Origin of the sequence: Maritalea myrionectae DSM 19524 (assembly GCF_000423365.1) — a bacterium.
Taxonomy (GTDB): domain Bacteria; phylum Pseudomonadota; class Alphaproteobacteria; order Rhizobiales; family Devosiaceae; genus Maritalea; species Maritalea myrionectae.
On sequence record NZ_AUHV01000005.1, the window covers coordinates 280996 to 305044 of the forward strand.

The 24049-nt window shown below is 53.7% G+C and carries 20 protein-coding genes; 5 read left to right on the top strand and 15 right to left on the bottom strand.

Going from position 1 to position 24049, the window contains the following annotated elements; all coding sequences use genetic code 11:
- Positions 1–27 precede the first annotated feature (27 nt).
- From G549_RS0115305 to G549_RS0115340, 8 genes are all read right to left on the bottom strand, one after another.
- Positions 28–591, bottom strand: a complete 564-nt coding sequence (locus G549_RS0115305; RefSeq protein WP_027835757.1) for a NifU family protein — start codon at positions 589–591, stop codon at positions 28–30.
- A 122-nt stretch (positions 592–713) separates the two neighbouring features.
- Positions 714–1220, bottom strand: coding sequence for a universal stress protein (locus G549_RS0115310; protein ID WP_245985779.1), 507 nt, complete (start codon positions 1218–1220; stop codon positions 714–716).
- A 57-nt stretch (positions 1221–1277) separates the two neighbouring features.
- Positions 1278–2315 (bottom strand): tryptophan--tRNA ligase, encoded by a 1038-nt coding sequence (gene trpS / locus G549_RS0115315; protein WP_027835759.1) that lies wholly within the window; start codon positions 2313–2315, stop codon positions 1278–1280.
- Positions 2316–2416: 101 nt separating this feature from the next.
- Positions 2417–3982, bottom strand: coding sequence for a murein biosynthesis integral membrane protein MurJ (gene murJ, locus G549_RS0115320; RefSeq protein ID WP_027835760.1), 1566 nt, complete (start codon positions 3980–3982; stop codon positions 2417–2419).
- Positions 3982–6813 (bottom strand): [protein-PII] uridylyltransferase, encoded by a 2832-nt coding sequence (locus G549_RS20610; protein WP_051213936.1) that lies wholly within the window; start codon positions 6811–6813, stop codon positions 3982–3984. Before G549_RS20610 ends, murJ begins: the two co-directional genes overlap by 1 nt.
- Positions 6806–9616 (bottom strand): DNA mismatch repair protein MutS, encoded by a 2811-nt coding sequence (gene mutS, locus G549_RS20615; RefSeq protein WP_246778387.1) that lies wholly within the window; start codon positions 9614–9616, stop codon positions 6806–6808. Before mutS ends, G549_RS20610 begins: the two co-directional genes overlap by 8 nt.
- Positions 9617–9704: 88 nt before the next feature.
- Positions 9705–10511 (bottom strand): l-ornithine N(alpha)-acyltransferase, encoded by an 807-nt coding sequence (olsB, locus tag G549_RS20620; protein ID WP_205468055.1) that lies wholly within the window; start codon positions 10509–10511, stop codon positions 9705–9707.
- Positions 10512–10806: 295 nt separating this feature from the next.
- Positions 10807–12222 carry a helix-turn-helix domain-containing protein gene (locus G549_RS0115340; RefSeq protein ID WP_027835761.1) on the bottom strand — a complete coding sequence of 472 codons (1416 nt, stop codon included), beginning with the start codon at positions 12220–12222 and terminating at the stop codon, positions 10807–10809.
- A gap of 162 nt (positions 12223–12384) precedes the next feature.
- Between G549_RS0115340 and G549_RS0115345 the strand changes: the two genes are divergently transcribed.
- Both G549_RS0115345 and aceA read left to right on the top strand, forming a co-directional pair.
- Positions 12385–12636: a hypothetical protein gene (locus G549_RS0115345; RefSeq protein WP_027835762.1), complete on the top strand. Its 252-nt coding sequence runs from the start codon at positions 12385–12387 to the stop codon at positions 12634–12636.
- A gap of 111 nt (positions 12637–12747) precedes the next feature.
- A complete protein-coding gene (gene aceA / locus G549_RS0115350; RefSeq protein WP_027835763.1) occupies positions 12748–14037 on the top strand; it encodes an isocitrate lyase in 1290 nt (429 codons plus the stop codon).
- 98 nt (positions 14038–14135) lie between these two features.
- Here the strand turns inward: aceA and G549_RS20625 are convergent, their stop codons facing one another.
- Both G549_RS20625 and G549_RS0115370 read right to left on the bottom strand, forming a co-directional pair.
- Positions 14136–16214, bottom strand: a complete 2079-nt coding sequence (locus G549_RS20625; protein WP_210162438.1) for a S9 family peptidase — start codon at positions 16212–16214, stop codon at positions 14136–14138.
- Between the two features lie 186 nt (positions 16215–16400).
- Positions 16401–17306, bottom strand: a complete 906-nt coding sequence (locus G549_RS0115370; protein ID WP_027835764.1) for a LysR family transcriptional regulator — start codon at positions 17304–17306, stop codon at positions 16401–16403.
- Between the two features lie 148 nt (positions 17307–17454).
- Between G549_RS0115370 and G549_RS0115375 the strand changes: the two genes are divergently transcribed.
- A complete protein-coding gene (locus tag G549_RS0115375) occupies positions 17455–18432 on the top strand; it encodes a zinc-dependent alcohol dehydrogenase family protein (RefSeq protein WP_027835765.1) in 978 nt (325 codons plus the stop codon).
- A gap of 100 nt (positions 18433–18532) precedes the next feature.
- Here the strand turns inward: G549_RS0115375 and G549_RS0115380 are convergent, their stop codons facing one another.
- The gene (locus G549_RS0115380) at positions 18533–18955 is read right to left on the bottom strand and encodes a GNAT family N-acetyltransferase (protein WP_036223050.1); all 423 of its coding nucleotides are present in this window, start codon (positions 18953–18955) and stop codon (positions 18533–18535) included.
- 56 nt (positions 18956–19011) lie between these two features.
- Here G549_RS0115380 and G549_RS0115385 point away from each other — a divergent pair, with 56 nt between their 5' ends.
- The gene (locus tag G549_RS0115385; RefSeq protein WP_036223053.1) at positions 19012–19578 is read left to right on the top strand and encodes a hypothetical protein; all 567 of its coding nucleotides are present in this window, start codon (positions 19012–19014) and stop codon (positions 19576–19578) included.
- A gap of 6 nt (positions 19579–19584) precedes the next feature.
- Here the strand turns inward: G549_RS0115385 and G549_RS0115390 are convergent, their stop codons facing one another.
- The 3 genes from G549_RS0115390 to G549_RS0115400 form a co-directional block, all read right to left on the bottom strand.
- Positions 19585–20130: a DinB family protein gene (locus G549_RS0115390; RefSeq protein ID WP_027835768.1), complete on the bottom strand. Its 546-nt coding sequence runs from the start codon at positions 20128–20130 to the stop codon at positions 19585–19587.
- A gap of 6 nt (positions 20131–20136) precedes the next feature.
- Entirely contained in the window at positions 20137–21657 is a 1521-nt protein-coding gene (locus G549_RS0115395; RefSeq protein WP_027835769.1) for a YifB family Mg chelatase-like AAA ATPase, read from the bottom strand.
- A 68-nt stretch (positions 21658–21725) separates the two neighbouring features.
- A complete protein-coding gene (locus tag G549_RS0115400) occupies positions 21726–21917 on the bottom strand; it encodes a hypothetical protein (RefSeq protein WP_027835770.1) in 192 nt (63 codons plus the stop codon).
- A gap of 98 nt (positions 21918–22015) precedes the next feature.
- On the opposite strand from G549_RS0115400, the gene G549_RS0115405 reads away from it, so the two are divergent.
- The gene (locus tag G549_RS0115405) at positions 22016–22924 is read left to right on the top strand and encodes a LysR family transcriptional regulator (RefSeq protein WP_027835771.1); all 909 of its coding nucleotides are present in this window, start codon (positions 22016–22018) and stop codon (positions 22922–22924) included.
- Here the strand turns inward: G549_RS0115405 and G549_RS20630 are convergent.
- Complete coding sequence (locus G549_RS20630) at positions 22921–23559, bottom strand: hypothetical protein (RefSeq protein ID WP_051213943.1); 639 nt, start codon at positions 23557–23559, stop codon at positions 22921–22923. The two genes, G549_RS0115405 and G549_RS20630, sit on opposite strands and share 4 nt — an antisense overlap.
- Positions 23560–24049 lie beyond the last annotated feature (490 nt).

The window sequence follows — 24049 nt, forward strand, 5'->3', positions numbered from 1 at the left end:
GGTGGTGCACATCTGGCCAGCAAAGGCCTAGATTTGCTGGACATCCTCAACGCCAGGTACGAAATGACGCAGTAGATTTTCAATGCCGTTTTTCAACGTCGCTGTGGACGATGGGCAGCCAGAGCACGCGCCTTGCATGTGCAAATATACGGTGCCTTGCTTGAACCCTTTAAAGATAATGTCGCCACCATCCATGGCCACTGCGGGGCGAACACGTGTGTCCAACAATTCTTTGATCACTTCGACCATTTCTTTGTCGTCTGCTTCAAAGAATTCTTCAGTTTGTCCGCTTGGCGCAGCCGATTCCCCATCATTGATCAGGGGTTGGCTGGACATGAAATGCTCCATGATCGCGCCCAGAATAGCAGGCTTAAGGTGGGCCCAGTCGCTATCGCCTTTGGTCACGGCAATAAAATCAGCGCCAAAGAAAACCCCGGTTACACCATCGATGGTGAACAGGGCGCTGGCGAGAGGAGAAATCTTAGCCGCCTCTTCGTCGCGAAAATCCTTCGGCTCACCGGGCATAACATCTCGCCCCGGCAAGAATTTCAGGGTTTGCGGATTTGGCGTCGCTTCGGTTTGAATGAACATGACCGATTTCTCCAATAATCTATCGGGCGGCAACCACCCGAACTTAGTTTAGAATGATTATAAAATAGTCTTTTGTGCGCCAAAGGCAAGGCTGAATCCAACAAAATTTGATAAATTCTGCGTTACGCCAATTCAGCGATCTGGCTATCGGTCAGAATGCCGGGGACGATGGCAACCGGGATCGGCAACGCGTTGGCGCCACGTGCGGCCAGCGTGCTGACCAAGGGGCCGGGGCCATCGGTCGAGGTTGAGGACGCCAAAACCAAAATGGAGATGTTTTTGTCTTCGCTGATCAATTCTTCAATTTCATCAGCGGTGCGCCCCTCGCGAATTTCGCGCTCCACTTCGATATTGCCGATTTGAGCGATTTTTGCCTCGGCTTCGTCGAGCCATTGGTTGGCTTGCTCATAGGCTTCCGCCCGCATCACATCTTCAACACCAATCCAGTGTTGGAAATCGTCAGGCTCGATCACAACGAGCAATTTCACAATGCCGCCCGTGCGCTTCATGCGATAAGCGGCAAAGGTTACGGCCACCCAGCATTCCTCGGTGCCGTCCAAAACAGCCAAAAATTTGCGCCCGCCAAAGTCTGGCATTTGGGCCGTTTGTTCTGCGTGTTCAACCATCATGGCGCCATGCTGCCACCGAAATGCACTTTTGCCAAGCGCATTTCGGCGGAACAGATTTTAGCTCACAAAACCAATGATTTGACGCACATGCTTCATGGTTTCTTCGGCGATTTCGCGGGCACGATCGGCCCCATCTCGCAAAATATTGTCCACTTCAGCCGGGTCCGCCAACATGCGTTTTGTTTCTTCAGAAATCGGGGCGAGTTTTTCCACCGCCAATTCCGCCAATGCCGGTTTAAACGCGCCGAAGCCCTGACCGCCATACTCTTTGAGAACATCTTCAGAGGAGATATTGGCCAACGCCGCATAGATCTCGACCAGATTGCGCGCTTCAGGACGCTCCGCCAAGCCATCAAGCTCTGAAGGCAAGGGTTCCGGGTCCGTTTTGGCCTTGCGCAGTTTCTTGGCAATCTCGTCTGCACTGTCCATCAAACCCAGACACGCCATTTCTGACGGGTCAGATTTTGACATCTTTTTCGATCCATCGCGCAGTGACATGATCCGCATGGCCGGACCAGAAATAAGCGGCTCGGTCAGTGGGAAAAATTCACCGCTTTCAAAGCCCTCCTCAATGATTTGTTTTTTAAAATCATTGTTGAATTTTTGCGCGATGTCGCGAGTCAGTTCCAAATGTTGTTTTTGGTCGTCGCCCACAGGCACGTGGGTGCCGCGATAGAGCAAAATGTCCGCCGCCATCAGGCTTGGATAGGCATAAAGACCCAAAGACGCGTTTTCGCGGTTTTTGCCCGCCTTGTCTTTGAACTGGGTCATGCGGTTCATCCAGCCGATCCGGGCCACACAATTAAACACCCAAGCCAGTTCCGCATGTTGCAACACTTGGCTCTGGTTGAAAATAATGGATTTTTTCGGGTCGACGCCTGTGGCCATATAGGTTGCCGCAATTTCCCGAATTTTGTGGCGCAAAACTTCAGGTTCTTGCCAGACCGTAATCGCATGCATATCGACCACGCAAAAGATGCAGTCAAACTGCTCTTGCATGGGAGCAAAACGACGGATCGCGCCCAGATAATTGCCTAAATGCAGATCACCTGAAGGCTGGACACCTGAGAAAAGGCGGTTTTGAAACTCGGTCATAGATCAACCTATTTGGTTACTTGATATGATTTAACGCGCATACTTATAGCGAAATAAAACAAAAGGTGAAGTGGCGCGCGAGGGAAAAGGCCCGTTTGGGTTTAGCCTTTGGTTGGGTTGCTGGCAATTTGCCGCCATCGGCGCAAATTATAGATGCCGAAAACATGAACCAAGCCAAAATAGATCACCGCCCCACCGCCGATCAGAGCGAAGAGCGCGAGAAAGCGAGTTAGCACAAGGTTGGTGGCGTCAAAATAGGGCGCCAACAGCCATTGGCCACCCACCAGCGCCCAGCCCATAAGCGCCGCCCCAAGGCCAAGCAATAACAGCTTGTCGCGGGTGGATTGAGTCAGGCTCAATTGCTTATTGCGGATCAGCCCCCCAGCGAGCAAGACCACATTGGTCCAGCCCGCAATGGTTGTGGCGGCGGCAATACCCACATGTTTGAACGCCGGGAACAGGGCCAATGAAAAGCCGATATTCACCGCGACGGTGACCACCGCAAACAGCGCTGGGGTGGCGGTATTTTCGCGGGCGAAAAAGGCGGGCTGCAAGATTTTTGCCAATACAAAACTGGGCAGGCCGAGCGCAAAAACCGCCAGCGCCATGGCGCTCTGTTCCGCCGCAAAGGCGGAAAATGCGCCATATTCAAACAATGTCTTGATGATCGGCTCGGCAATCACAAAAAGCGCCACCGCCGCTGGCACCGTCAACAGCATGGCAAACAGCATGGACTGATCTTGCACCTGCGCGGCCCCATCCAAATCATTCGCTTTGAGGCGCCGTGACAATTCAGGCAGCAACACCACGCCGATGGCGATACCAATAATGCCCAAGGGCAGTTGATAGAGGCGATCCGCATAGTAGAGATAGGATACGGCGCTGGCCTCATTTGACGCGATATTGGTGCCCACCAAAATATTGATTTGAGTGACACCGCCGGTGAAAATCGCTGGTACGGCCAAGGTCCAAAAGCGGCGCAAATCCTTGTCTATTTTGGGCAAGGATAGCGGTGGCAAGAAACCTGTGCGCACCAGGGCGAAGATGATCATTCCCACTTGCGCGATGCCGCCGCCTAACACGGCGATGGAGAGCCAAAAACCCGACTGTTCGATCTCCGGGCGGGTGAAAGCGAGGGCTGCCAAGCAGCCCACCATCACCACATTGAGCAGTACCGGGGCAAGCGCCGCAGCCAAAAACCGCCGCAACGAGTTTAATATGCCGGCATAGGCTGCCATGATCGACATGCAGGCGAGATAAGGGAAGCAGATCCGCGCGAACAAAACGGTGAGGTCATATTTTTCAGGATTTTCCTGAAATCCCGGCGCCAAGACCATCACCAATTGCGGCATAAAGATTTCGGCCAACAAGGTGAGCACCAGCAATAGGCCAATCAATGATGAAATGATGTTCTTGGCGAAGTTTTTTGCCGCTTCATCGCCTTCCGTTTCCAAGGCCTTGGCAAATAGCGGGATAAACGCGGTGTTGAATGCGCCTTCGGCCAGTATCCGCCGAAACATGTTGGGCAAACGGAACGCGGCGACGAATGCGTCGGTCACCGGGCCAGCGCCCAAAATTGCGGCCATCATGATGTCGCGCACAAAGCCAAGTATGCGCGACAAAAGCGTCGCCCCGCCGACCGAGGCGAAGTTTTTCACCAAGCTCATTAGGCAAGACCCTTAAGCGACTCGCCTGCGCGCAGCTTTTTGTGGCGTTTGGCGCGCTGGGCTTTTTTCTCGCGTTCGAACCCGGCAAACACTTCCAAAAGGCTCTCTTTGATCTTTTTCTGCCGCGACTTGTCGGTGATTTTCATGCCCGTCAGGTCGGTAACGTAGAAAACGTCGATGGCTTTTTCACCATAGGTGCCAATGTGGGCCGATTGAATGGTCAGGCTTAAATCCGCAATTTCCTGGGTGAGATCATGCAGCAGGCCAGTGCGGTCCAATCCCGAAATCTCGATCACGGTGAATTTTTTTGAAAGCGAATTGGAGATGTAGATATCCGTCGGCACGGAGAAAGGCTTGAGCCGTTTATTGAGCTTGGAATCGCGCCCTAAATCCTTGGGCAGATATTTCTCGCCCGACAGTAATTTTTGCACCGTTTCGATGATTTTAAGAGCGCGAATACGCTCATCTTCATCTGCGGTGAACGTACGTTTCAGGCGCAGCGTATCGAGTGCATGGCCGTCACGCATCATCGAAATTTGCGCGCCCATAATGTCTGCATTGGCTAAGGTGCAAGCCCCGGCAATCAATGCCAGCAAGCGCGGATGATCGGGGGTATAAATGGACAGTTCGGTGATCGCCTCAAAGGCCTTCACACTCACACAGCCTGCAAATGATTGGCCCAATTGATTGGCCTTGCGGATCATTTTGGCGTGTTCCATTTGCAACTCAAACTCAGAGCGCACCCAATAGGTGGAATAATGGCTATCAATATAGTCTTCGCGCTGGTTTTTAGGCCAGTCGCGCAAGGCCTGATTAAGGCGCTCTTTCGCCGCTTCAATGCGCTCGGCCTGGCTGATTTGCGAATGACCGCCTGATAGGAGCGGCTCTGTGGCGTAATAGAGCGCCCGCAAAAGCGACCCCTTCCACCCGGTCCACACACCCGGCCCCACGGCGCGGATGTCGCACGCGGTCAGCACCAGCAGCAAAGAAAGTCGCGCTGGGCTTTGCACAATATCGGCAAAGTTGGTGGCGGTTTGGGGGTCTTGTACATCGCGGGATTGCGAGATCTCGCTCATCACCAAATGATTCTGAATGAGCCAAGCCACCGTGTCGGTTTCGGCAGGCGTCAAGCCAAAACGCGGACACAGTTTACGCGCCACTTTTGCGCCAGCGGTTGAGTGATCTTCCGGCCGTCCTTTCGCGATATCGTGCAAAAACAGGGCCACAAACAAGAGTTTGAGGTCGGCCAGATGTGGCAGCAATTCATGGGTGAGCGGCAGCTCGTCTTTTAACCCGCCCTCGACAATTTCGGCCAACACGCCCACGGCGCGGATCAAATGCTCATCCACCGTGTAATGGTGATACATATTGAATTGCATCAGCGCGACGATGCGGCCAAATTCGGGGATGAACTTGCCCAAGATATCGGCTTCATTCATGCGCCGCAAAATCCGCTCTACCGATTGTGGATGGGTGAGAATTTTGAGGAAATATTCATTGGCCTTTTTGCTCTGGCGCACCTCTTTGCCAATCATTTGGCGCGAGCGGGTCAGTTCCTTTAAGGCATCAGGGTGAAACAACAAGCCTTCGCGCCCGGCAACCCAAAACACTTTGATTAGATTGACGGGATCGCGTTCAAACACCTGCTTATCGGCAATATTGATCCGGCCGCGATCCACCACAAAGTCTTTTTCGCCCTTGATTTTGCGGCGGCCCGAAAGGCTTTTGCGCATCCGCCCCAACACGTCCACATCTTTGGCGTGGTTAAATTCGAGCGAGGTGCAAAAAATACGGGTCAGATCGCCCACATCTTTAGCCACCGAGAAATAGCGCTTCATCAAGCGCTCCACGGGTCGCAGTCCGGCGCGGCCGCTCACATGCAAACGTTGGGCAAGATCTTGTTGCAGTTCAAACGACAGCTTTTCTTCGGATCGCCCGGTGAGAAAATGCAAATGACAGCGGATGGCCCACAAAAAGTCCTCAGAGCGTTGGAAACGGCGAAATTCGGCGCGCGAGAACACACCTTTCTTGACCAGTTCGGCGCTGGTGCGCACGCGATAAAAATATTTCGCGATCCAAAACAAGGTGTTCAGATCGCGCAAGCCGCCCTTGCCGTCCTTGATGTTTGGCTCCACCACAAAGCGGGTATTGCCGATTTTTTCGTGCCGCTCATCCCGCTCCGCCATTTTGGCCGCGATAAATTCTGGCCCGGAATTGGCAACAATTTCATCGGCAAAGCGTTGCTGCAACTCGTCATAAAGCGCCAAATCGCCAATGATTTGGCGGCTTTCCAGCGTGGCGGTGCGCACGGTCATATCTGCTTTGGCCATGCGGATGCATTCATCAATAGAGCGCACGGCGTGGCCAACTTTTTGGCCCAAATCCCACAGCAAATAGAGCACATATTCAGTGACGCTTTCGCCCCAAGGGGTTTGCTTGTAGGGCAGGATAAACAGCAAATCGATGTCGGAGCCCGGCGCCAGCGTGCCCCGGCCATAGCCGCCCACGGCAGCGATGGTGAGGGTTTCTGCGTCCGATCTGTTGACCACTGGAAACACATAGCCCGAGGCGAATTTGAACGCCATTTTGATGATTTCATCCTGGGCCGCGCAAAGGTTTTTGGCGCAGCGCTTGCCCTTCCCATCTTCCAGCAAATCCTGCTCGCTTTGGCTGCGGGCATCTGCCAGGGCCTTTTTGGCGGTGGCCAGCACGATATTGCGCGCGTCATTGCTCGACGGCGACAGGTCACCCAACTGACCGAGAATATGTCCGATCAAATCGTCTGCTTTTCGCAGTTTAAATGCTTTGGGCACACGATTGGATTCAGGCATTGTTCCTCGATAGTTTTTTGAGTTCGTAAATCAATTCAATTGCTTGACGGGGCGTCATTTCGTCAGGATTTATGCTTTTCATTTTTTGTGCAAGCAAATCTTTGTGTTTTTCCGGTTTTGGCTGCGGACGTGCGGCAAAAAGCGGCAATTGGTTCATGCCTTCTTCCATGCTGCCAGCCTCGCGTTTTTCCAATATATCCAAAACTTCTTGCGCCCGGGTTACCACGTGATCCGGCAATCCAGCCAATTTGGCCACTTGAATGCCGTAAGATCGGTCCGCCGTGCCCGCGCCCACTTCGTGCAAAAACACCACTTCGCCTTCCCACTCCCGCACCTTCATGGTGTGGTTGCTCACCCGATCCAACCGCTCAGAAAGGGCGGTCAGCTCATGATAGTGAGTGGCAAACAGGGCGCGACACTTGGTGTTTTCATGCAAAGCTTCAACAGCGGCCCAGGCGATAGATAAACCATCAAATGTGGCGGTGCCGCGGCCAATTTCGTCCAACACCACCAGTGAACGGGCTGTTGCACGATTTAGAATAGCGGCGGTTTCCACCATTTCCACCATAAAGGTTGAGCGGCCATGGGCAATGTCATCGGCGGCGCCAACACGGGAGAAAATCCGGTCCACCACACCGATATGGGCCGAACGGGCGGGCACATAAATGCCCATTTGCGCCATGATGGCGATCAACGCATTTTGTCTCAGATAGGTTGATTTACCGCCCATATTGGGGCCGGTGATCAGCCAAAGCGAGCCCATTTCGCCCTTATCTTCAGGGCCGGACAAGTCGCAATCATTGGCGACAAAATTGGTGGTGCCTTCTTTTTGCAACATCATTTCCACCACCGGGTGGCGCCCTGCATCGATATCAAAGGCGGTGCTTTGATCAATTTTGGGGCGCACATAGTTGCGCTCTAAGCCCAAAAGCGCCATGGCGCTGGCGAAATCCAGTTCCGCCAGTGCGTCGGCCACATCTTGCAATGGTTTTGTCTGCGCCAATATTTCATCGCGCAACTGGCCAAAAATGCCTTGTTCAATGGCCACTGCGGCCTCGCTGGCACGGGTGATCTTGCCTTGCAATTCCGACAATTCAGCCGTGGTGAAGCGCACCACATTGGCCAGCGTTTGCCGGTGAATAAAACTTTCATTGAGTGGGGCACTCATCATTTTTTCGCCATGAGCGGCGGGCACTTCAACAAAATAGCCCAGCACATTATTGTGCTTCACCTTAATGGATTTGATCCCGGTCTTCTCAGCGAATTCGGCCTGTAATGCAGCGATGATTTGGCGGCTTTCCGTCGCCAAACTGCGATATTCATCCAATTCTTGGCTGTAGCCCTTGGCCACAAATCCGCCGTCGCGCGGCAATAGCGGCAATTCTTCGGCGAGGGCCCGCGCCAAATGGTCGGCCAAATCCTGCGGGGCGGCGTCTAACGCGCCCAACAGTTTTTGCACCCCTTGGCTCGGGTTGTGAATTTGGCTCAGCGGGGCCAATAAATGCCCGGCGGCGATCACACTTGCGCCGATCGCGGCCATGTCGCGCGGGCCACCCCGATCCAATGACAAACGTGTTAAGGCCCGCACCAAATCTGGCGCGGCCTTTAGCCTGCCGCGTAAATCGGTGATCAACAGGCCATCACGGGCAAAATCGTCCAGCATATCCAAGCGGTCATTTATCGATGCCGGATCGGCCAAGGGCGCGGCGATGCGGGCGGAGAGCAAGCGCGACCCGCCAGCGGTGACGCAATTGTCGAGGCAATGGCGCAACGCACCTTTGGTTTCCCCGCGATTGGTGCGCAACAATTCAAGCGATGCGCGCGTGGCCGCGTCAATCATCATGGTGTTGGCGCCGCCGATGCGGGGCAAGCGCAGTGGCACTTGCGCGCCACGCTGGGTCTCGTCGATATAGCCGATCAGCGCGCCGATGGCCGCCCGTACCAAACGGGAATAGGCTGAGGGATCGAGCTGATCCGCCGCAAAATATTTGGCGATCCGATCGCCCGCCAGATCAGAATCAAACAACTCTGCGCGTTCTTCGGCCAACTGGATATCTGCACTTGGCGGCAGCCCGCCTGCCTCGATCAGCGCGTCGCGGGTCGCGGCGGTCAGCACCAGTTCGCGTGGCTCAATGCGCGCCAATTCGTCGGTGACCGCGCTGGGCTCCATCTCGGCATAAAACATATCGCCGGTGGAGATATCGGCATAGCTGATGGCGAACGTGTTTTCGCCATGGCGCAGCATGGCGAGCGTTGCGACATAATTGTTGCTGCTGGTGGGCAGCAGATCATCTTCGGTGATGGTGCCGGGCGTGACCAGGCGGACCACGTCGCGCTTCACCACAGATTTGGAGCCGCGCTTTTTCGCCTCTGCCGGGTCTTCCATTTGCTCACAAACGGCAACGCGATAGCCTTGGCCAATCAGCCTTTTTAAATAATCCTGCGCCGCATGCACGGGTACGCCGCACATGGGGATATCTTCATCCAGATGCTTGCCGCGTTTGGTGAGGGCAATGCCCAGTGCTTTGGAGGCAATTTCGGCATCTTCAAAGAACAATTCGTAAAAGTCGCCCATGCGGTAAAACAACAGGCAACCCGGATTGACGGCCTTGATTTCCAAAAACTGCGCCATCATGGGCGTTGGTTGGGCACTGCTGGTGGTCTTTTTCGGCTTTTTCTCTGGATCGCCTGCGCCATATTCTTCTTGCTCAATATCATGAGCCAGGCTTGGCGCGCCGTTTTGGGCAGCGGCCTCATCTTTATGGTTTTGTTGGGGTGCGTCTTTATTGACGTCTTGGGTCATGGGCAAATAATCACAATTTTGAGGCGAATGAGCTCAAAACACTAGGACATGAGGGATCCGCTTGCCAACAGCCATGACGGGCATATTCTCAGTTTTTCCGGTCTAATCCGGTCAGGTTGCGGAAATGTTGCTTATAGCGCTCGGGCATTTGATCCAAAAGCGTGATGATCATCACATCTGTGGTGCCAAATTGTTTGTCGACAAAGATGCCATCCCCAATATAGGCGCCGATGCGCAAATAGCCTTTGATCAGCGGCGGCAGCTTCTTGATCACTGCGCGTTGGTCAATTTCGTCTTTGGGCAAATAGTCCAGCTCGCCCGCCACTTCCGGCTGCGGCGATACCCGCCATTCTTTTGGCGCCTGGCAGTAATGGCGCAAATAGCTGAGGGCCTCTTGGTGTTCATCCGGCTGGGTGCCTTCAAAGCTGGCGACGCCGAAAAATACATCAATATTGTGCAGGACCGCATAAGCCCAAAGGCCGACCCACAATGCTTCCATTGTGCGCTTGTCCCGATATTCAGGCAGCACGCAGGAGCGACCTACCTCGCAAAAGCCCTGCTGCCAATGGGTGGCCAGCATTGGCTTCAAATCAAATTCCGCTGCCGAATAAAAGCCGTTTGACGCCAGTGCCACATCCGAGCGCAACGCGCGATAGGTGCCCACAATTTTTGGCCGTCCGGCCATGCCCTGCAAATTCTCATGATCGACAACAATGATATGGTCACAAAGGGGATCATATTCATCAGCGTCGCGTTTGGTGCGGCGGGTGCGGCCATCAGGTTGGGCCGACATTTCTTCGTAAAACACCTTATAGCGCAATTCCTGCGCCTTGCGCACTTCACTGGCGCTCATGGCAACACGCACCTCAAGCGACCCAATGCGCGCCAAGGTCATGGGCATCGCAAAAGTTGACTTTTGATCCAGTGCGCTAATAGGCGAACTCTGCCCACTGCTGAGGCCGGGCATCGCAGCAAAGATATTATGGTACCATTTCGGATTTGGTCGGTGCTGCGGAGCAGTCTCCCTGCCCTTTAGATCGAACATAAACATTTTTGCGCGTTTTACCCCTGCAACTCCGTGCTTCTGAGCGCACGGTTCAAGCCCTTTTGGACACTATAAGCGGTTTAAAAAGAAGGTGCAAAAGATTTGGTGTCCAATGGTGAATGGGCAGGCGGCGGGGCGCATGCATCTAACTCATTTTTGCATAAAGGTTTTCCAGTTTTTGCGAGCTGTCGAGATGGAAACGATGGTCCGCAGGCGGGTGGGCCCGCTGGCCACATTCCAGCCGCGGGCAAATGCGGCAGCCCACCCCGATGGGCACCACTTGGCTCATATCTTTGAGGTCCATCCCATCGGCGTAAATCATCTCCTTGCCGTGAGAAATATGGCACCCCAACCCGATAGACAGGTGGCGGCGGGGCGCATTGTGGCGATAGCCGCCCTTGGCAATGCTTTTGGCAATGCAGAAATAGGTTTCGCCGTCCGGCATTTGCGAGATTTGAATATTGACTTTTTCCGGCTGCAAAAAGGCGGAATAGATGTTCCAACGCGGGCAGGCGCCCGAATGGCGCGGAATATGAATGCCGGAAAGCGAGAAGCGTTTGGAGATATTGCCGGCAATATCGGTGCGCACCAAATGCATGGGGATGCCTTGTGCGCCGGGGCGCTGCAACGTGGTCATGCGGTGGCAGACCTGCTCAAAGCTGGCGCCAAAACGCCGGGAAATCCGCTCCACGTCGTAGCGGAATTCGCGGCACGCCCGCAAAAACGGCTCGTAGGGCATTACCAAAGCGGCACTGAAATAGGACGCCAACACATTGCGCGCCAAAAGCGGCGCATCGCCCTCTTCGGGCAAGGTGGATTGGTCGATGATTTCGTTAATCTGATGTTCTGCCGACAGGATTGCCAAGCGATGGGCCACAGCAAAGAGCGCAGTTTCGGGCGCTAAAACGTCGGAGATGAACAGCCGTGATATATTTTCATCGAAGCGCTGCGCCACGCCATGGGGCAGCGACGCCAACTTGCATTCGATGCCAAACACATTGGCCAAATAGGATTTCATGCCATATTCGAAATTGTCGGAGGCCTGGTCAATATCGTGGCGCACGCGCTCGGCGGCGGCTTCCAGCGCAGGAAAATGGTTGGCGTTTTCTTGGATGAAATCGGAAATCGCCTCGGTCGCCATATGATAGCCGGTGGGGGCGGGTTGATCCGTCCGCGGCGTTTGACCATTGCCGCCGCGTGTTTCCTGATATTTATCAAACAGCCGCAAAATGGCGCGCGACGCATTGGGGTTGGAAAAGGCCAGATCACGGATTTCATGGTTGGTGAGATCGCTATCGGCAAAAAGATCGTCGCCAAACAGCTCCATCAAATCACCAACCAATTGGCCTTCATCGCTTTCCACCAGCTCACCCGGCTCAATGCCAAAATGGCCCGCGAGCTTAAAAAGCAGCGGCACCGTTATGTTGCGGCGGTTGTGTTCCAGAAGGTTCAAATAGCTCGCAGAGATGCCCAGCGCGTTGGCCAGATCAGCTTGGCTCACATGCTTTTGCCGCCTTAAGCGCCTGATTTTACCGCCAATTTGTGGCCCAGCCTTGTCCATTTCGCCCTCCCGAACTTTACAGAAATTTACAATAATTCCTGCGTCACTTTACAAGGATTTACACCTTAACACCTTGATATTACGAATTATCTTGCATTTTGAGCCCATTTGTCAAATCTTTACATTGTCACTTCGGGATTGGCCCGAACATGGAGAACAACAATGACACACACAATCGAAATGCCCCACACGCAAACGCAAGATCAGTACATCACAATCATTGCGCGCACTGTGGCTGACGCCATGCGTCAGTTTAAGGCGCGCGGCCTCGATACAGAGGGCTATGCGATTGTGGGTCCTGTCGACAAACATCGGTTTGCCCTTGCGGATGGCGACAATCCAAGCACCGATATGTTTGAAGGCGCGCAAATGATCGCCGCCACATTCCGCCGCTCAATGCCACGCCAAGGCTAAACACAAAATCTACTGAATAAACTTCCCTCCAAAAGATGCCGTAGCTCATGCGGTGTCCACCGCCGAGACCTTCTCGGCGGCTGGGAGGTGTGTATCTAAAGGGAGAAGATAATGCTCGACCGCAACCAACAGAACCAGTTCAAAGCCCCCGAATGGGCACCCGACCGCTGGAAAAATATCAAACGTAATTACACGCCAGAAGATGTGGCTAAATTGGCCGGCTCACTGCCCATCCAGCATTCATTGGCTGAAAATGGCGCCAAGAAATTGTGGCATCTTTTGCATACGGAAGATTATGTGCCCACCCTTGGTACCTTCACCGGCAACCAAGCGGTGCAGCAGATCAAAGCGGGTTTGAAGGCCATTTATTTGTCAGGTTGGCAGGTTGCGGCGGACGCCAACAATTCGGGCAATATGTATCCCGACCAATCGCTTTACCCGGCAGACAGCGTGCCTGCGATCGTCAAGCGCATCAATAAAGGGTTGCAGCGGGCGGATCAGATCCAAACGATGGAAAAACTGTCCGGCGAAAGCACAACCGATTATGATTTCTTTGCGCCGATCATCGCCGATGCGGAAGCTGGCTTTGGCGGCCAGTTGAACGCCTTTGAACTGATGAAGGCGATGATTGAAGCAGGTGCTGCAGCGGTTCACTTTGAAGATCAGTTGGCGTCTGAAAAGAAATGCGGCCATTTGGGCGGCAAGGTTCTTGTGCCGACAAAAACCTTTGTCCGCACATTGAACGCGGCGCGCTTGGCCTCTGACGTTATGGGCGTACCGACACTGATTATGGCGCGGACCGATGCGGAAGCCGCGCGCTTGATCACCTCAGACGTTGATGAATATGACGCACCGTTCGTCACCGGAGAGCGCACCGAAGAAGGCTTTTATCGCTTGAAAGGTGGCTTTGATGCTGCGATTGCCCGCGGTTTGGCCTATGCGCCTTATGCGGATTTGATCTGGTGTGAAACGTCAACGCCAAATCTGGATGATGCCCGCCGCTTTGCCGAAGCGATCAAGGCTGAATATCCGGATCAGATGCTGGCTTATAATTGTTCACCATCGTTCAACTGGGCGAAACATATGGGTGAAAATGAGATGGCGAAGTTCCAAGCTGAACTGGGCGCGATGGGCTATAAATATCAGTTCATCACCTTGGCCGGGTTCCACAATCTCAGCTACACCACATTCGATCTGGCGAGCCGCTATAAAGAGCGGGGCATGGCTGCCTATTCAGAATTGCAGCAGGCCGAATTTGGGGCGGAAAGCCGCGGCTTTTCTGCCACACGGCACCAGCGCGAAGTGGGCACCAGCTATTTTGATGCGGTTTCCATGGCGGTTAGCCAGGGCTCCAGCTCCACAACTGCGATGAGCGATTCGACGGAAACGGCGCAGTTCTAAAGACCAACCCTTTGACGAAAGGTCGTCGTCCCCACAGCTGGCGACCAGCAGTCAAAACTCAACCGGCGGGTTTTCCCGCCGGTTTTTTCATGTCAAATTTAGTCGGCTTTTTGCCCCGGGGCCAATGCTTTGGCCGCCGCCTCCAGGCCTTTCACCCCTTCAATACCCGCCAAAATTTCAGCGGAAGATCCTTTAAAGGCATCGCCAATTGGCTCAGCGCGGCCACCCAGACATTCGGCCAAAAAGCCTTCCATGGTGGCGAAAAAGCTCAAGCGATTTTCCGGGCGTTGGAAACCGTGGCCTTCGTCCGTGTAATTCAAATAGGTCACCGGAAGGCCCTTTTCCTGCATCGCGTCTGCGATTTGGTCAGCCTCGATTTTCGTTACACGCGGATCGTTTGCCCCTTGGCCGATCAAAAGCGGCACTTTGATCTCATCCACATGGGTCAATGGCGATTGGGCCACAATGCGCTCGCGATCTTCTGGCTTGGCCGGGTCACCAATATGACGATAAAAGGTGCCTTCCAAAACAGGTCGCCAATAGGGTGGGAAGCTCTCCATCAGAGTCACGAGATTGGACGGGCCGACAATATCAACGCCACAGGCAAATTTGTCTGGCGTAAACGTCACGCCTACCAAAGTGGCGTAGCCGCCATATGAGCCGCCGCCGATGGCGACTTTATCTGGATCGGCAATGCCTTTTTCAATCGCCCAATCTACCGCGTCGATCAAATCATCATGCATTTTGCCTGACCATTCGCCAATGGCACTGTTTACGTGATTTTTGCCAAAGCCGGTGGAGCCGCGATAATTTACGCTCAACACGGCATAGCCCCGGTTGGCCATCCATTGGTGGGTGGCATTATAGCCATAACCATCGCGTGCCCAAGGGCCGCCATGCACCCACAGAATCGTCGGCACAGGTTGATCAGGGATGCCATCGCCATCTTCGTCTGTGCCCGGGGGCAAGGTGTAATAGCTCACCAGTTCCAACCCATCACGGGCTTTAATCGCCACAGGATGCATTGGCTGCAACGGCGCGTCGGCCAGAGCGGGACGACTGGAAAACAGCTCGGTCAATGTTTTACTGTCCCGATCATAGAGCTGATAGGTCCCCGGCGCTTCGGCTGCATCATCAACCACCACCCATTTGCGATTGTCGCGTGTGGCGCTGGTGATGCTGATCTGGCCCTTGAACTGCGACTTCAGAAATTCGAGATCGCCTTCAATCGATGAATCCAAGGCGGTCCATTCTGATTTCAAATGGTTCACCGCATAGGCGAGCGGCTCCAAGGTTTCCGGGTCGGTTGCCACATTGGAAATATCAGCGAGGTCACTGCTGGCAAGTTCCGTCACCTTGCCGCTTTCAATCTCGACCTTGGTGAAGGCGGCTTTGTCGCGCCCACGGCTGTCGAGCATATAGATGCTCTCATTATCCTTTGAAAATCCGATGAGATGTGTATTGAAGAAGTCATCATTTTCAATGGTTTGAAACAGATCGCCTTTTTCGCCCTTCTCATTCACATGATAGATGTTGGCGCCGCCGCCGGGAATGGTTTCCACCCCAAAACGCGGGGTAAGGCTATTATCAATATCCCAGCCGCCATAGCCTGGATTCTCCGCCAACAGGCTCATTTCGCCCGTGCGATAATTCAGGTCAAACAGGTCAAAAAACTGCGGGTCGCGTTCATTGATACCAATAATTGCGCGACCGGGATAATCCTTATTCATTTTGAGCATTTGCGCCCGCGCCCCATCCTTGATGGGCGTTAGGTCGCGGGTTTCTGCGGTTTCGATATTGGTGGCGTAAAGATGGAAATTCTCATCGCCGCCCTTATCTTGCTGGGTCAGAATATAGGCGCTATCGGGTGTCCAGAAATGGGCATTGATGCCACGCTTCTTATCCTGGGTGATCACGCGGGCCTCGTCTGGCGTGTCTGCGGGCGCAACCCACACATTCATCACCCCATCTTTTGGGGCGAGCCAGCTTAGCCATTTCCCATCAGGGCTGATGCGGCCTTGTGATTGGGTGGGATTGCCCAACAGCGCTTCACGCGGAATAAGGTCATATTGGGAAGATGATGCAAATGCGGGTGCCATTGTGCCTCCGGCCATTGAAAGTAAGATTGAACAGGCTGCCGTGGCGGCCAGCCCAGATGATTTGATTGAATATGACATATAAGTACTCCTTGGCAGAATGCCAAAGAGATGTGGGCTGGATTTTGTCAGACAATGCAAAAATTGTCTTTTTTTATCGCGAATTGGCCTTGAAGTTTAAAACCAAAGCGCTAAGGCCGCCACAGGTTTTCCGCTATCGATGATTTGACTTTCCTGCGGCTCCGATAGGCGGGCGGCGGCCACAGATCATTTTGCGAGATGCGTCAGCAAAAAATCAACGCTCGTTTTGATCTTGTTTAGCCGGTATTTGGGTTGATGATAGAGCAGATAAATGCCGGATTGATCATTGCGGGACGGGGCAAGTTCTGCATCCTCCAATGACAATGGCTTCAACGCACCCGTCGCAAGCTGCTGTTCGATACCCCACCGGGGGAGCAGCGCCAGGCCCATTCCCGCCTCGGCTTCAGCCACCATTTCTGCACCTGCATTGCAGATGAAGCTTGGATGGGTCATCACTTCTTTCCAACCACCGGCAATCAGCTTGGCTTGCCAATGGATTATTCTTTGTGGCCCGCGATAGAGCAACGTTCTGTGGTGGTCCAGATCCGCCAGAATCTTTGGGTTGCCAAAACGCTCAAGATAATTTGGTGCGGCCACCAGGGTAAATCTATTGTCGGTCAGCTTTCGTGCAATGGCGCGTTCTGGCGGATCAGCTGTGGCACGAATTGCCAAATCCACATCATCACTCGCCAGATTTGACACTTGGTCGGTCAGTTCCAGATCCACAACCAAATCGGGAAATTTGGTCCGCATTTTTCTCAAAACCGGCATCAGACAAAAACTGCCATAGCTGGGCGTGCATGTTATGCGCAAAAGACCTGTTGGCGCGCCGGGTCGATCTCGAACAACGCTTTCCGCCGCATCCAGTCCGGCTACGGCGCCACGCACCTGTTCGAGATAAATCTCGCCCAATTCTGTCAGCTTCACCACGCGTGTGGTGCGCGTGAGCAAGCTGATGCCCATATCCGCTTCCAGGTCTTGAATGCGCCGTGAAACGGAAGAGGCGGGCACCCCCAGCGCCTTAGCCGCCAGTGTAAAATTATGGGTCTCCGCCACCTTAATGAAATATCTGATGGCGCGAAGCCTATCCATAGCACCCCTCCGATCGTCTTTCGTAGTCTCGCCTTTTATTGCCTAAAAGACAATACAATTGTCAAAAAGCGCCCAATTATCAGGGGCATGCTGGGCTGTTATGTTCAGTTCTGCAACAATTAACGCCCTTCGGGCCATGGAGCATGAAATGAAAACTATCGAAATCACAGAAATTGGAAATCCGGCTGACGTCTTGATGCTTAAAGAAACACCCACCCCGACAGTGAAGCCAGGTGAAGTTCGGGTGGAAGTTTTGGCGACACCAATTCACCCGTCCAACTTGCTGTCGATTGCCGGGCAATATGGTGAGAAACCGCAATTGCACTCCGTTCCCGGCGTTGAAGGCGTTGGGCGTGTGGTTGAGCTGGGCGAAGGCGTCACCCATTTAGAGGCAGGTCAAAATGTATTACTTGCCGGCGGCTTGGGCACATGGCGCGACGAAATGGTAGGCCCTGCCGATGGCTTTATTCCCCTGCCACCAGGTGATGTTGAGCAATTGTCCATGGTCGCCCTAAATCCGGTCACCGCACATTTGCTGCTCACCAAATTCAGGACACTTAAGCCAGGTGACTGGATCATTCAAAGCGCCGCCAATTCGGCTGTTGGTGAACTCATTATTCAACTGGCGGCACAGCGTGGCATCAAGACCGTTAATATTGTCCGGCGGGAAAGTCTAATTCCCGCGTTAAAGGCGTTGGGAGCAGATATCGTGCTGGTGGATCAGGAAGATCTGGCTGAGCGCGTGAAAGAAGCCACTGGCGGCGCCCCAATCGTTTACGGCATTGATTGTGTGGGCGACGAAACATTTGTCCGCATTTTGGATGTGCTTGCCTATGGCGGCACCCTCACCACCTATGGCGCGCTGTCTATGCGTTCACCCGCATTGAATCTGGGAGCCGCCATTTTTAAGGAGATCAGCATTCACGGTTTCTGGTCAGCCAAATGGTTCGAAACGGCCAGCCCGGCAGAAAGGCAGGACGTTTTTGGCACCCTTATCCCGATGGTGGCCAATGGGAAACTGAAAACAAAAATCGATTCACGCTTTCCGCTGGAAGAGATTGGTCAAGCGGCTGATCGCGCCGCCGAGGCAGGCCGTGATGGTAAAGTGCTTTTGGTGCCCAATTGAGCCAACGCGCATACGGATCAACGCCCCACTTAAGGCGAATCAATCCCGTTTGAGAACTAGGCCCGCGCCTTGTGGCGTGGGCTTTTCGGCCCTTTGCGGCCTAGCCCTGCTGCCGCAAACGAAAGGCCATGCCCTGGCTTGTTGGCGCGGTCATTTCAAAACCAAATTTCTTGTAAAGATGGTGGGCGTCGCCATCGGCAAACAGATTCACCCAGGTCAAATCCGGCATATGGGCATGGATATGGTCCACCAGTGCCTGCATAATTTGCTGGCCCAACCCCTTGCCCTGATGCGCTGGGTCCACGGCGATATCGCAGATTTGCACAAAGCAGCCACCGTCACCGATCAGGCGGCCCATGCCCACCAATTGTCCTGCTTCGTCGCGCAAACTCACGCCGTAAAGGGAGTTGGCCATGCCGATCGTGGCGCCTTCCAGGCTTTTGGGCGACAGGCCCGTTTTCACCCGCATGTCGCAATATTCTTCAGGCGTGGGTGTCTTGTGTTCAATTTGAATTTTCGTCATTGTGATTTCATATATTTTTGGTTGAACTTCCAACAGATGGAAATTGGATTTTTTAAATGATTTTAGCCAGATACCTGCTTCGGCCTGTCCTATTTATCGGCCTCTTGCTCGCCTTTGCTGGAATGGGCACCTCCCCTTCATTGGCGCAAGCGCCAAAAGGAATCAATGAAGAATTTTTGATCGAAAATTCAGCGCGTGTCAGCAAGGTCAAAGCTTACTATAAAGGCAACACGGTGATGAGTTACCAAAAGCCCTATGGTACGCAAATCGAATATTTTACACCGGGCGGGAAAACGTTTCTTTGGTATCCGGGGAACCGCGACGTGGTGCGCGGCGAATGGAAAGTGGGCACAGGCAAGGATGGCTATCCGCAAACATGCTTCCGATACCAAGCCAATAGCGTAAATCCCTTTACAAAGGTTCCCGGCGGCAAGTGGCAATGCGCCCAATCGATCTACATGATGTTCACGGACAAGCAGCGCATCAAAGGCGATGCTTTTGGCCTCAGCCAACAGATGCCGTTCAAATTGTCAAAGCGAAAGACGAGCTTTAAACGTTTGGCAAAGAAAGCAAAGATTGATGCCCGTGGTCTGCGCTATCTGCCCACGGCAAGCGACAAGTAATCAGCGCTAAACCAAATCGGCTTCGGTCCACCCAATGGCAGCCAAATCTGCGGTGCGGTAGGGCTTGTCGATGGCAAACAAAAACTCATCCAGTTGCGGCGGCTTAACAGGGCTGCCGGCCAGCATGGCATGGGCTTGTCCGCGATGGTGAATTTGGTGTTGGAACAGGTGCAAAAGCACATTTTCTACCGGCTCAGTGGTTTTGTTCAGCTGCACAATCTGATCGAGCTTTTCTGTGGTCAGTTGTTTGCAAAATTGAATCAATCGCTCATCAACCTCGCTTTGGGCTTTGCGCAGGGCGAGTGGGTCTGCAAATGGCGTCTCGTCCTTCCACGCATCTGCCCCCAAATCACCGCCTTCCAGCGCGTCCACATAAAACCAATCCACCACAAGGTTATGATTCAAGGTCTGCCACAATGACGGGAAAAAAGAGGTGCGCTCCTTTTTAAACTCTGCCGCCTCCATGGTCGAAATTGCCGTGAGCAGCCGATAATTGGCCAGCCGATTATTCTGCGCCAGCTTGACGAACGGTCGCGCGATATTGTCTGTCATTTGCGTTTATCCCAAATTGAAATTCAGTCGATAGCCCAGCGCCTCGGCCACGTGCTGTCGCTCCACCTGTGGTTGATTGTCCAGATCAGCCAAGGTCCGCGCCACCTTGAGCACTCGATGATAGGCCCGAGCGGAGAGATTGAACTTTTCTGCCGCGTCCACCAAGAGTTTTTTGGAATTATCTTTCAGCTCCACCACTTTTTCGATTACATCGGCGCTGGCCCTTGCGTTGGTGTGGGTGGTCACCGCGCCCATCTGGGCAAACCGTTCATGCTGCAATTGTCGCGCCCGCGCCACCCGCTTGGCGATGGCTTCGCTTGGTTCGCTCTTGCCGCCATCGATCATATCCAGCGCCGACACAGCAGGCACATCAATGCGAATATCGATGCGGTCGAGGAAGGGACCCGAAAGCCGCGCTTGATAGTCTGCCGCGCAGCGCGCGCCACGACGGCATGTGTGCCCCGGGGTCCCGGCCATGCCGCATTTGCACGGGTTCATGGCCGCCACCAATTGAAATTGTGAAGGGTAGGTCACCCGATTGTTGGCGCGGGCGATGATGGTCTCACCGCTTTCCAACGGTTGCCGCAAACTGTCGATCACTTGCGGCGAGAATTCGGGCAACTCGTCGAGAAACAAAATACCATTATGGGCCAGAGATACTTCGCCCGGCTTAACCTTTAAGCCACCGCCGACCAGCGCCGCCATCGAGGCTGAATGGTGAGGGGCCCGAAAGGGACGACGGTCTGACAATTGGCCGCCCGCCAATTGCCCCGCCACTGACTGCACCATGGATACATCCAACAGTTCGCGGGGATTGAGCGGCGGCAAAATTGACGGCAACCGCGCCGCCAGCATGGATTTGCCTGCCCCGGGGGGGCCGACCATCAAAAAATTATGCGCCCCGGCTGCCGCAACTTCCAATGCGCGTTTGGCGCTTTCCTGGCCTTTAATGTCAGCCATATCAGGCAGGTCTGCGCCCAGTTCTTGACGCTTTGGTTGGGGCCGCACACACATTTGCGTGCCCTTCAAATGATTGACCAGCGCCAGTAGGCTTTCTGGCGCCACAATATCCAATTCGCCCCCGGCCCATGCCGCTTCTGGCCCAGCCACTTTAGGGCAGATAAGCCCAAGCTCCATGCTTTGGGCGGCAATCGCGGTCGGCAGCACACCCGCCACAGGGGAAATCCGACCATCCAGCGCCAATTCGCCCAACACCAAATAACCATTGGCCATATCGGGCGAAATGGCACCGATGGCGGCCATCAGCCCAAGGGCGATGGGCAAATCATAATGGCTGCCTTCTTTGGGTAAATCTGCGGGGGCCAAATTGACCACGATCCGCTTTGGGGGGAGGGACAGGCCCGATGCGTTCAACGCCGCGCGCACCCGCTCTTTGCTTTCGGCTACGGCCTTATCGGCCAGTCCGACAATATTAAATGCAGGCAACCCATTGGCAACCTGCACTTGTACATCAATGGGCACCGTATTGATGCCCTGAAACGCCACCGTTTGAATGCGCGTGACCATAAAAATCCAATAGCTTTAAGTATAATTACAAAAACCTATCAGGGGAACGGGTCACGCGCAAGAACGTTTCAGGAACGCCGACCTAGTGCGGAGGAAAACATGCCGCCCATCAAGCCGATGTCCCGCTGCATGCGAGGGGGGAGAGGTTGTGATTCATAGGTCGCCACAGGCTTTTTATGCGCCATGGCTTGCTCTGTTTCAGTTGTGAACTTGCGCCAACGGCCAAGAAGGCGACGATTTTTTGATGCTGTACCGTTCATCTTCAGCTCCTTTAGAAAAATGGTTGCGTCGAATATGAACCTGTTCCAAGCTTTTGACCAACAAAAGCTATGGCCTCTGGCATAAGGAGATTTTATGTATGGCGCTGGATCCCCTGCCTCCGCTCACCGCGCTGCGCGCATTCGATGCCGCCGCGCGACACAACAGCTTCACCAAGGCGGCTGAAGAGCTGAACATGAGTCAGGCCGCGATCAGCTATCAGATCAAACTGTTGGAAGATCGGTTTGGCGAGCGCTTATTTATCCGCAGTGCGCGGCAGGTCACACTGAGCGAGGCGGGCGCACGGCTTGCGCCATCAGTGATGGAAGCATTTGAAATTATCCGGCGCGGCTTTGCCGAAGCAAAGGGCCAGCGTGATGATTTGTTAACCATTACCATGGTGCAAACCTTTGCCAGCGCGTGGCTGGCGCGGCATTTGGGTGGCTTCCACATCTATAATGGTGATGTGGCAGTGAAGATCGATATTTCGAGCCATCTGATTCATGATTTTCAGGGCTCAGGGATGGATATGGCGATCCGTTCCGGACATGGAGATTGGCCGGGATTGGTCTCGAAAAAGCTATTTCATTTTGATTATACAGTGATGGCGGCACCTGGTTTTCTGGAGGAAAACCCCATCTCTACACCTAAGGATATTTTGGGCTTATCCATGGCCAGCCCGCATGACCCCTGGTGGGCCACATGGTTCGAAGCGCAAGGCATCGATGTGCGGGAATTGCCCAGGCCGCGGGGGCCGGTTTTGGATGTGCAGTATATTAACGGCATTGCCGCCTATGCCGGCCATGCGCTGGCGCTGCTCACGCCTGCTTTGTTTTATACCGAATTGTCCAACGGCACCCTGGTGCAGCCCTTTGATTATGTGCACCGGGAGGAGAAGGCCCTCTGGCTATGCTACCCCAAAGGGCGTGAAAACTGGCCAAAGGTGAAACGTTTTGAAGAATGGCTCTTCGCCAAGCTGGACGAAACCATGCCCAACCGGCGAGTTTAGAATTTGTACCGAAAGCCAACCATGGCGGCATTTGCGCCATCCACGGGGGCCAATCCTGTGGTGCCCCAAGCGCCAGAGCGATGCTGTGCGCGCCAGAACACTTCATATTCTGGGTTGTCTACATGGGAAAAGCTGATTTCCGGTCCGACATAAAACAGCAGCTTGGCAGACTTGTCTTGTGCTTCTTCTCGCTCTTTGGCGATGCCAAATGTGTCGGTCACCACGCTCAGGCCCAAGGTAAGTGAAGGCGACACACGAATAGAATCACCAAGCACCCATCCATTATAGCGACCAACGCCCCCGGCCCAGAGCTCTGCTGTTGCAGGGTCCTCGCCAAAGCGGCCAGCCACACCTGTCTCTAAGCCCCAGTTCCAGCCAGTGGGATCAGTTTTGAAAAATCTTTGGTACCCAACTGCGATACCATAGTTGTTTTCAGGAATAGGATTTGGGGTAAAGGAATGACCGAAGTAGCCTTTGTGATAGCGCCCCCCGAATATGAATACCGATTCGTCGAAATCAGGAACGACAGTATTATATTCCGAATAATTTTGTGACTGCGCGGTGGCTACGCTCACTAGACTTGGCAGCACAGCAAAGGCTGCGATCAAAATCGCTGAACCACTAATTTTACGCATAATTCCAAAACACCTTTTTGCCTCACAACAAGGCCGATTTGCCACTCCCGGCGGGACAATAACACTGTTAAAAGTCAGAGTCATCGCTTGATAAACGCAGCGTCAAAAAGATTGTTCCCATTTTAGATTGATTGGGCATCGGGTATCACAACGGTACGCATTTGATACTCCCGAGTCGTCTCCACTCCAAACTGTCTCCATGCTATCGTAGATCCAGAATTTGCAAATATGCCGGCAAGCACGTTTTACATTTAACTGAGGATATTATTTAACTAACCATTGAATCGAAAGTCGTTCGTTCCTATATTGTTCTGATCCTCTGGGAAGTTGAAAGGAGGCCTTTATGGCCAAGTTGATATACTCCCTTAAACATCAGGTTTTCGAAGCACCGTTGATGGGCTAAAATGGGGATAACGTGATATTGACGAATAGGATGCCAGAGATGTGCTTATCTTTGGCCGCAAACAGGCAAATGGGAGTCGTTTAATCG

What these genes read in the sequence shown, in the direction of transcription:
- G549_RS0115400 (WP_027835770.1), bottom strand. Translation starts at nt 21,917, where the DNA reads ATGAACGGTACAGCATCAAAAAATCGTCGCCTTCTTGGCCGTTGGCGC.
- G549_RS0115390 (WP_027835768.1), bottom strand. Translation starts at nt 20,130, where the DNA reads ATGACAGACAATATCGCGCGACCGTTCGTCAAGCTGGCGCAGAATAAT.
- G549_RS0115310 (WP_245985779.1), bottom strand. Translation starts at nt 1,220, where the DNA reads ATGATGGTTGAACACGCAGAACAAACGGCCCAAATGCCAGACTTTGGC.
- G549_RS0115405 (WP_027835771.1), top strand. Translation starts at nt 22,016, where the DNA reads ATGGCGCTGGATCCCCTGCCTCCGCTCACCGCGCTGCGCGCATTCGAT.
- G549_RS0115340 (WP_027835761.1), bottom strand. Translation starts at nt 12,222, where the DNA reads ATGGACAAGGCTGGGCCACAAATTGGCGGTAAAATCAGGCGCTTAAGG.
- G549_RS20610 (WP_051213936.1), bottom strand. Translation starts at nt 6,813, where the DNA reads ATGCCTGAATCCAATCGTGTGCCCAAAGCATTTAAACTGCGAAAAGCA.
- G549_RS0115395 (WP_027835769.1), bottom strand. Translation starts at nt 21,657, where the DNA reads ATGGTCACGCGCATTCAAACGGTGGCGTTTCAGGGCATCAATACGGTG.
- G549_RS0115375 (WP_027835765.1), top strand. Translation starts at nt 17,455, where the DNA reads ATGAAAACTATCGAAATCACAGAAATTGGAAATCCGGCTGACGTCTTG.
- G549_RS0115370 (WP_027835764.1), bottom strand. Translation starts at nt 17,306, where the DNA reads ATGGATAGGCTTCGCGCCATCAGATATTTCATTAAGGTGGCGGAGACC.
- trpS (WP_027835759.1), bottom strand. Translation starts at nt 2,315, where the DNA reads ATGACCGAGTTTCAAAACCGCCTTTTCTCAGGTGTCCAGCCTTCAGGT.
- olsB (WP_205468055.1), bottom strand. Translation starts at nt 10,511, where the DNA reads ATGACCTTGGCGCGCATTGGGTCGCTTGAGGTGCGTGTTGCCATGAGC.
- G549_RS20630 (WP_051213943.1), bottom strand. Translation starts at nt 23,559, where the DNA reads ATGCGTAAAATTAGTGGTTCAGCGATTTTGATCGCAGCCTTTGCTGTG.
- G549_RS0115305 (WP_027835757.1), bottom strand. Translation starts at nt 591, where the DNA reads ATGTTCATTCAAACCGAAGCGACGCCAAATCCGCAAACCCTGAAATTC.
- murJ (WP_027835760.1), bottom strand. Translation starts at nt 3,982, where the DNA reads ATGAGCTTGGTGAAAAACTTCGCCTCGGTCGGCGGGGCGACGCTTTTG.
- G549_RS0115380 (WP_036223050.1), bottom strand. Translation starts at nt 18,955, where the DNA reads ATGACGAAAATTCAAATTGAACACAAGACACCCACGCCTGAAGAATAT.
- aceA (WP_027835763.1), top strand. Translation starts at nt 12,748, where the DNA reads ATGCTCGACCGCAACCAACAGAACCAGTTCAAAGCCCCCGAATGGGCA.
- mutS (WP_246778387.1), bottom strand. Translation starts at nt 9,616, where the DNA reads ATGACCCAAGACGTCAATAAAGACGCACCCCAACAAAACCATAAAGAT.
- G549_RS0115345 (WP_027835762.1), top strand. Translation starts at nt 12,385, where the DNA reads ATGACACACACAATCGAAATGCCCCACACGCAAACGCAAGATCAGTAC.
- G549_RS0115385 (WP_036223053.1), top strand. Translation starts at nt 19,012, where the DNA reads ATGATTTTAGCCAGATACCTGCTTCGGCCTGTCCTATTTATCGGCCTC.
- G549_RS20625 (WP_210162438.1), bottom strand. Translation starts at nt 16,214, where the DNA reads ATGTCATATTCAATCAAATCATCTGGGCTGGCCGCCACGGCAGCCTGT.